Origin of the sequence: Microcoleus sp. T3_D1 (assembly GCF_036700405.1) — a bacterium.
GTDB lineage: Bacteria > Cyanobacteriota > Cyanobacteriia > Cyanobacteriales > Microcoleaceae > Microcoleus.
The window spans coordinates 1-7,662 of sequence record NZ_JAUBOV010000149.1 but is presented as its reverse complement, the minus strand read 5'-3'; the positions used below and the strand labels follow the sequence as shown (position 1 = coordinate 7,662).

The 7,662-nt window shown below is 45.6% G+C and carries 8 protein-coding genes and 2 pseudogenes; 9 read left to right on the top strand and 1 reads right to left on the bottom strand.

All coding sequences use genetic code 11. The features are described from left to right. The first annotated feature begins 896 nt into the window (after window positions 1-896). The 8 genes and pseudogenes from bchL to QT992_RS33815 all read left to right on the top strand — a co-directional run. A complete protein-coding gene (bchL, locus tag QT992_RS32535; protein ID WP_006634709.1) occupies window positions 897-1,763 on the top strand; it encodes a ferredoxin:protochlorophyllide reductase (ATP-dependent) iron-sulfur ATP-binding protein in 867 nt (288 codons plus the stop codon). A gap of 34 nt (window positions 1,764-1,797) precedes the next feature. Beyond that, window positions 1,798-3,291, top strand: coding sequence for a DUF5331 domain-containing protein (locus QT992_RS32530; protein ID WP_333322465.1), 1,494 nt, complete (start codon window positions 1,798-1,800; stop codon window positions 3,289-3,291). A 162-nt stretch (window positions 3,292-3,453) separates the two neighbouring features. Further along, on the top strand, window positions 3,454-3,786 hold the full coding sequence (locus QT992_RS32525; RefSeq protein WP_333322466.1) for a hypothetical protein: 333 nt from the start codon (window positions 3,454-3,456) through the stop codon (window positions 3,784-3,786). Further along, window positions 3,767-5,176 (top strand): ferredoxin:protochlorophyllide reductase (ATP-dependent) subunit N, encoded by a 1,410-nt coding sequence (locus QT992_RS32520; RefSeq protein WP_333322467.1) that lies wholly within the window; start codon window positions 3,767-3,769, stop codon window positions 5,174-5,176. The genes QT992_RS32525 and QT992_RS32520 overlap by 20 nt, the downstream gene beginning before the upstream one ends. 82 nt (window positions 5,177-5,258) lie before the next feature. Further along, entirely contained in the window at window positions 5,259-5,591 is a 333-nt protein-coding gene (locus tag QT992_RS33820) for a DUF6972 family protein (protein ID WP_445305395.1), read from the top strand. Beyond that, entirely contained in the window at window positions 5,560-5,808 is a 249-nt protein-coding gene (locus QT992_RS32515; RefSeq protein ID WP_333322471.1) for a hypothetical protein, read from the top strand. Before QT992_RS33820 ends, QT992_RS32515 begins: the two co-directional genes overlap by 32 nt. Next, window positions 5,789-6,052: a type II toxin-antitoxin system HicB family antitoxin gene (locus QT992_RS32510; protein WP_333322472.1), complete on the top strand. Its 264-nt coding sequence runs from the start codon at window positions 5,789-5,791 to the stop codon at window positions 6,050-6,052. The genes QT992_RS32515 and QT992_RS32510 overlap by 20 nt, the downstream gene beginning before the upstream one ends. A gap of 12 nt (window positions 6,053-6,064) precedes the next feature. Beyond that, window positions 6,065-6,172 (top strand): annotated as a pseudogene (locus QT992_RS33815) (toxin-antitoxin system HicB family antitoxin); the annotation flags it as partial. Between the two features lie 128 nt (window positions 6,173-6,300). Here the strand turns inward: QT992_RS33815 and QT992_RS32505 are convergent. Continuing rightward, window positions 6,301-6,807, bottom strand: coding sequence for a hypothetical protein (locus QT992_RS32505; RefSeq protein ID WP_333322474.1), 507 nt, complete (start codon window positions 6,805-6,807; stop codon window positions 6,301-6,303). A gap of 189 nt (window positions 6,808-6,996) precedes the next feature. Between QT992_RS32505 and QT992_RS32500 the strand changes: the two are divergent. Beyond that, window positions 6,997-7,662: pseudogene (locus tag QT992_RS32500) on the top strand (IS4 family transposase); the annotation flags it as partial.

Here is a 7,662-nt window from a genome sequence, read left to right as displayed (position 1 = left end):
CCGACTCCCCACCATTTCCTAAAAATTCACAATTTTTTACAAAACACCAGAAACCCCAGCCAAGTCAATCTTTCCCTATCTCAAATCTCAAATCTCGAATCTAAAATCTCAAATCCCATAACTTTCTCCCTCTTCCCGACTCACTCCCCCACTCTCCGACTCCCCACCATTTCCTAAAAATTCACAATTTTTTACAAAACACCAGAAACCCCAGCCAAGTCAATCTTTCCCTCTCTCAAATCTCAAATCTCAAATCTCAAATCCCATAACTTTGTCCTCCCCTGACCCAACTGATCCGAACTCACTTCGAGTTTGCCTCATCCACTAGCGCCTTTGTGCCCGTTCAAGTTACCGGCACAAGCCATCAACTGCCTGCATCCTAGCCCCAAAGCCAAAAGCCCAGATTGTTTGAGAAATTAATTTTTGTTTTATTTTTGTACCTCTTTATATTAAGAAAGTATTCTAAAACTAATTTAAAATCTAAAAACAATCTAAAAATAAATTTTTATATCAAAAAACCAGTTAAGATTCCCAAAGATGCAAAATAAACAAATTTACTAGCATTTTCATTTAGACGCCCCCTTTCTTTTCATCGCAAGTTAGCTAATAATGCTTTCAACGAGGTGACTAAGGGCCGAGTCCAAAATTGGCCTAACCCAAAGACGGATACAAGCCCCAAACAAAAGTCGTCGAGATCGAAAATTTTAGTTAGAGAGAAGCCCCAGATTCATCTGTGGAGTCCATTCTTTAATCTCAAATCAGAAATCTCAAATCGACTGACAGTAAGGGAATTGCAATTGGGCTATTGCAATTTGGCTATGGCAATTGGGCGATCGAAAAAAAGCATGAAAACCCAGCCCTCATCGTTTTGATAGAAACCTATAGGAGAACCAAGAGTGAAACTAGCAGTTTACGGAAAAGGTGGAATTGGTAAATCGACAACAAGCTGCAACATCTCCGTTGCCCTAGCCAAGCGCGGCAAGAAAGTTTTGCAAATCGGTTGCGATCCAAAGCACGACAGCACATTTACCCTCACTGGCTTCTTGATCCCCACAATTATTGACACCCTTCAGCAAAAGGACTATCACTACGAAGACGTTTGGCCAGAAGATGTCATCTACAAAGGCTACGGCGGCGTTGACTGCGTAGAAGCAGGCGGCCCACCCGCAGGAGCTGGCTGCGGCGGCTATGTAGTCGGCGAAACCGTCAAACTGCTCAAAGAACTCAATGCCTTCGACGAATACGACATCATCCTGTTCGACGTGCTCGGTGACGTAGTGTGCGGCGGTTTTGCAGCCCCATTGAACTACGCCGATTACTGCATGATTGTTACCGACAACGGGTTCGACGCTTTATTTGCAGCCAACCGCATCGCCGCCTCAGTCCGCGAAAAAGCCCGCACTCACCCGTTGCGGCTCGCCGGTTTAATTGGCAACCGCACCTCAAAGCGCGACTTGATCGACAAGTACATTGACTCTGTACCCATGCCGGTGCTGGAAGTGCTGCCCCTGATTGAAGACATTCGCGTTTCTCGCGTCAAAGGCAAAACATTGTTTGAGATGGCCGAAAGCGATCCTTCCCTCAACTACGTCTGCGATTACTACCTCAACATCGCTGACCAGATTTTGGCAATGCCCGAAGGAGTAGTGCCCAACGACACGCCCGATCGCGAATTATTCGCCTTACTTTCAGATTTTTATCTAAATCCAGTGCAACCGGTGGTCAAGAAGGAGGAAGATGAGCTAGACCTGATGATGGTTTAATAGGTCTAGCGATCAGGATGAGGATAAAGAGGTTATGGCTTTTTTTGATACTTTTTCAGTTGCTCTCAAACAGAAGTGGTTGGACTACTACCAGGTAAATCGGGCTTGGCTGCTCCTGCACATGACGGCTGACAACACGGTCGCCACACCCGACGGCGGGAAAAGGCCTGTTTCTTACCTCATCCTGGGAATTGCGGCTGCCCTGGAGCCGGAACTCCAGCAATTAATGCTGCCCTTCTCAAAACTCAAGCCGGATGCAGACAGCCTGATCGAAGTGTTGGGGCTAAATTTTGACCCGGACCTCGCGCTGGGTATGCCCTCAAATATCGTGCCGCAGACGATCGGCACATCTCCAACACCCGCAGCCGCTCAAACTGCAACTGCTGCACCCGCAGCGGCTCAAACTGCAACTGCTGCACCTGCAGCGGCTCAAACTGCAACTGCTGCACCTGCAGTGGCTCAAACTGCAACTGCTGCACCTGCAGCCGCTCAAACTGCAACTGCTGCACCCGCAGCCGCTCAAACTGCAACTGCTGCACCCGCAGCGGCTCAAACTGCAACTGCTGCACCCGCTGATGCCAAATCTAATAAATTGGGCGGTGCGGGCTTAGCAGCAGCCGGAGTAGTCGCCGGAGTCGCCGGAGCGGCCGGTCTGGCTGCTGCTGCGTCAGCACTGAGCTCCGACGACGAATCCTTCGATGAGTTTGAGGAAGAAGCAGTCTCTGATTTCGACCTGGGCGATGACGAGGAAGAAGCGGTCTCTGACTTCGACCTGGGCGATGACGAGGAAGAAGCGGTCTCCGACTTCGACATGGACGATGACGAGGAAGAAGCGGTCTCCGACTTCGACATGGACGATGACGAGGAAGAAGCGGTCTCCGACTTCGACATGGACGATGACGAGGAAGAAGCCTCGGCTTTGGACGGTCTCGGTCTCGAAGACGATGAGGAAGACGCCGTATCTGACTTTGATATGGACGATGACGAGGAAGACGCCGTATCTGACTTTGATATGGACGATGACGAGGAAGATGAAGCCTTGGCTTTGGGCGGTCTCGGCCTCGGCGATGATGACGAGGAAGATGAAGCATTGGCTTTGGGCGGTCTCGGCCTCGGCGATGACGAGGAAGATGAAGCCTCGGCTTTGGGCGGTCTCGACCTCGGCGATGATGACGAGGAAGATGAAGCCTCACAATTTGGGACTTTGACCTCTGGAGATCTCGAATCGGGGATTTCCGATCCGTTTGGGGAAGAAGATGCAGAGTTTGTCGCCGAAGAAATACCCGATCCTTTTGGGACAGCGACCTCAGATGACCTAGACATGGATCTGGGCGACTTGGACGATGACGGTATTGACGATTTCTCTGTATCTGATGACGATGACCTCGACGATCTCGGACTCGACGATCTGGGGGAAGCAACTACCGGAGATCCCGATGAAGATGATTTAGATGCTCTAGATCTCGGTGATTTGGATTCCGACGATGAAGATGAAGAAATTTCAGGCTTTTTGTCGGATTTTAAGTGAGGTTGTTGCGATCGCCCCAGTCTCTCCTAGTCTTGAAGTTTCCCGCTCTATTTGTGAGTTGTGAGTTGCGAGTTGTTAATTTTTAATTGGCTCCAACTCACAACTGCCAAAAGGCTTTTTGCCTTAGCGAGTTGAAGAAAACTAAATCCCTGCTGTGAGGGATTGTATGCCCTCGCGCAGAATTTTTTAGCCAGAATTTTGGATGCTGCGACTGCGGAAATATTGAGTTTGCTGCATCTATTTTTCACAGGAATTAGCCCAAAAATAGGTATTTCTATTTATTGTTCGCTGTGCGTCGCGATAGCGCAAAACAGGTGTTTTCTCGCCACTGCGGCTGTCCGCGATCGAGAGGAAAAACAACCTATTCCTCTGGTGGGCGATCGCACCGAGACGATCGCAAAATCCAGGTGTTTCCTCGCTCCGCCGCAAGTCCTGTTCGAGACGAAAAACAATTTAAATGGAGAAGATTTGAGATATGACTGCTATTACTACTAATGAACCGGAAGCTTTAAACTTTGAATGCGAAACAGGCAATTATCACACTTTTTGTCCGATTAGTTGCGTAGCTTGGCTTTATCAAAAAATTGAAGATAGCTTTTTCTTGGTCATCGGTACCAAGACTTGTGGCTATTTCTTGCAAAACGCAATGGGCGTGATGATTTTTGCTGAGCCTCGCTATGCGATGGCTGAGTTGGAAGAAGGCGATATTTCCGCTCAGTTAAACGATTATGATGAGTTGAAGCGGCTGTGCTTGCAAATTAAGCGCGATCGTAACCCCAGTGTAATTGTTTGGATCGGCACTTGCACCACCGAAATCATCAAAATGGATTTGGAAGGGTTAGCACCGAAACTCGAAGCAGAAATTGGCATTCCCATCGTCACAGCGCGCGCTAACGGCTTGGATTACGCTTTTACTCAAGGGGAAGATACCGTTTTAGCAGCGATGGCTGCTAAATGCCCTGACAAAGCTCCTGTGGTAGAAGCTCAGAAGCAAGAAAGAAATGCTATCTCTCAACTGCTGAATTTCGGTAAGAAAAAAGAGGAAGTTGCAGCAGATGAATCGGAATATGTCAAGCACACGCCGCTGGTACTTTTCGGTTCTTTGCCCGATCCGGTTGTCACTCAGCTAACTCTAGAATTGAAGAAGCAAGGAATCAAAGTTTCCGGTTGGCTTCCTTCCAAGCGCTACACTGAATTGCCAGTCTTGGAAGAAGGTTATTATGTATCGGGCATGAATCCGTTCTTGTCGCGCACAGCTTCTACGTTGATGCGCCGCCGCAAGTGTAAGCTAATTGGTGCGCCATTCCCGATCGGCCCTGACGGAACCCGCGCTTGGATTGAAAAGATTTGCTCAGTGTTGGGAATTGAACCAAAAGGTTTGGACGAACGGGAAGCGCAAATTTGGGCAGGTTTGGAAGATTACCTGCAAATAATTCGCGGCAAATCTGTCTTCTTTATGGGCGACAATTTGCTTGAGATTTCTTTAGCACGTTTCTTGATTCGCTGCGGCATGACTTGCCCGGAAATCGGCATTCCTTACATGGACAAGCGCTATCAGGCGGCCGAATTGGCTTTGTTAGAAAAGACTTGTCACGAGATGGGAGTTCCTACTCCTCGGATTGTGGAAAAACCAGACAATTACAATCAGTTGCAGCGGATTTACGAGCAGAATATTGATTTGGTGATTACTGGTATGGCTCACGCTAATCCTTTGGAAGCGCGGGGAATTAATACTAAGTGGTCTGTTGAGTTTACTTTTGCTCAGATTCACGGCTTTGGTAATGCGCGGGATATTTTGGAGTTGGTGACTCGTCCGCTGCGCCGGAATAATTCGCTGAAGGATTTGGGTTGGGGTAAGTTGGTGAAGAATGAAGCGAAGGTTTAATCGTTTTTAGCCTTGAATTAGAAACCCGGTTTATTAAATAAACCGGGTTTTTATTAAAATATTACTGAATTTTTCCGATAAAATGAGTGGTATTAACCGTGAACTAACTATAGACAATAGACACATTGCCAAGCATCTCCCAGATACACTACAAATGCAAAGGTTATTGCAGCGAGGGGGATCTGCTCATGTATTTAACAATGAAGCTACAATGATTAGAGTGGCACAAGCCATAATAGAAAATGGGGAATTCACCGGCATTATTCGCAATCACGAACGATATGGACTCTACTTTTCCAGCCCAATTGGTTATAGAATTCAGAGTGATGGCAGCCAAATTCCTTTACATTACGGTGAAATTAAAGTGATAGGAGATAAATATCATGTCATCCCCCGTACCCAACCTAGCAAATAACTGGCAGTTTACAGAAATATGGGTTGACCCTACCTCTGTCCCTCCTTATGTTTTGATGTTGCTCGGTGATGATAAAAATAATTTTTGCATTTTTGACCCGGCTGAAGACTATAAGATTGTTTTTGCTTGTTCTAGCTATGAGGAAGCAAGGCTTTGGCTGCTTGAAGATGAGTATGAGCGGGTTGAAGGGCGGCTCAATGTTGAGCAAGTGGCTTAAGTTATTGATGATGAAAGTCAAGCTTAAATCTCTAGATTATTACTTGGGTCTGAAATATCCTATCAGTTTTCACCCGGAAGCTGAAGGTTATACGGCGATAATCAAAGACCTTCCGGGCTGTATGTCTCAGGGTGAAAGTTTATCGGAAGCGATGGAGAATATTCAGGAAGCTAGGGAATTATGGATAGAAACAGCTTATGAGTGTGAAGATGAGATTCCTTTACCTACAACGGAAATTGAGTAGAGCGGAAATTTATCGTTGCAAATTCCTAAATCTATACATTTGAGTTTAGCAGAAAAAGCGGAAAGGGAAGGAGTTAGTCTTGACCAGTACATTCTGGTTGTGTTAAGTAAAGCAGGTTAAAAGATAATCAGATAAGGACGATCGAGTTTGAGGGAGGGTTAAAGGGCGAGCAATCTTTTTTATGAACGGCTGATGCAGGCAGATTAACGCAGATTAACGCGGATGAAGAGTGCGATCGTACTTTCAAATCAAGTTACAATTACGCCAAATCTCAATAACATTCTCGGCAAATAATCATCCAAATTCTTGATGTGTTCATCTGTTAACTCAATCAAGTTTAGTTCGTACTTCTGGTACAGTTCTTGCTTGACTTTCTTACGCGCCACATACTCCGGGTTGTTCTCATATCCCCAGTATTCAATATACACTTTTCCCCCAGGAATATAAAAGTCACAGTAAGCTTCTTCCTCTATGGGTAGTCGGCGTTCATAGGCGTGAACTAGCTCGGCCATATAGAGCCAATTATCAATCAAAACTTCCGCTTTAGACCGCACAAAATGACCGTCGGTTGTTCGATGCTGTGCACTCGCCCGAAACTTTTCCCGGAACCCTAGCTTTGTGTTTACTTCTGTTTTGCTCTGTTCTGAATTGTCACCTTTAAGACTCTCAATAGTCGCTAGAAAAACTTGATTTGTCAGTATAGATTCTGGCCAAAGCACATAAGGAGTGTTGTCTTGAGGGTAGGTTTTTTGCACCGCCCCAAAACCTATTCCCCGCTTAGCATTAGTGACAAGTTAAGGTGAGGGGTAAATTGTCAAGGGGGTATTTACATTGGTTAAAAAATAGATAAAACTCAGAATAGGCAAGTAGTTGAGCAATTATGACCAGCCATGACCAAGACCAGAACTACCAATCGGGACCACGCGAAAAAGAAACAACGACCACTGATAGAGGATGAAGTAATTGCCCAGCAACTAGAAGCATTACTGACACCAGCCATGCTCAATCAGGAAAATTCCTACCGTCAGCTAAAACTTCGAGACCGAATTCTCAACTTGCCATTGATGATGGCTGCGGTCTTAACCTTACTATGGCGAGATGTGGCAGGGGTAAGAGAGCTGACCCGAATGTTAACGAGAGACGGCTTTCTGTGGTGTAATCCCACGTCCGTCAGCCAACAAGCACTCTCACAAAGATTTTTGACCTTTACGGATGAGCTGTTTGAACAAGTATTTAAGGATTTATTACCGCGTTTAAGAACAAATTGGCAGAGGAGAAATCAACGAACCTTACCAGAAAGTATTCAGTTTACATTAACAAGATTTGAGCAGATTTGGATTATAGATAGTTCAATATTAGAGGCATTGTTTCGGAAATTATCAAACTTAGAGTCAGCTAAAATAGGACAATTGGCGGGGAAAATAAGTACAGTAATTGATCTAGTAACTAGATTGCCAGTCGAAATTTGGTTTACCGAAAATGCGAAAGAATCTGATGTAAAACTTGAAGAGAATATCCTCAATTTAGTCAGCGAAAATACGTTATTACTATTAGATAGAGGCTTTTATCACTTTAGTTTCTGGTTAAAATTAATTGAGCAAAAGGTTAAC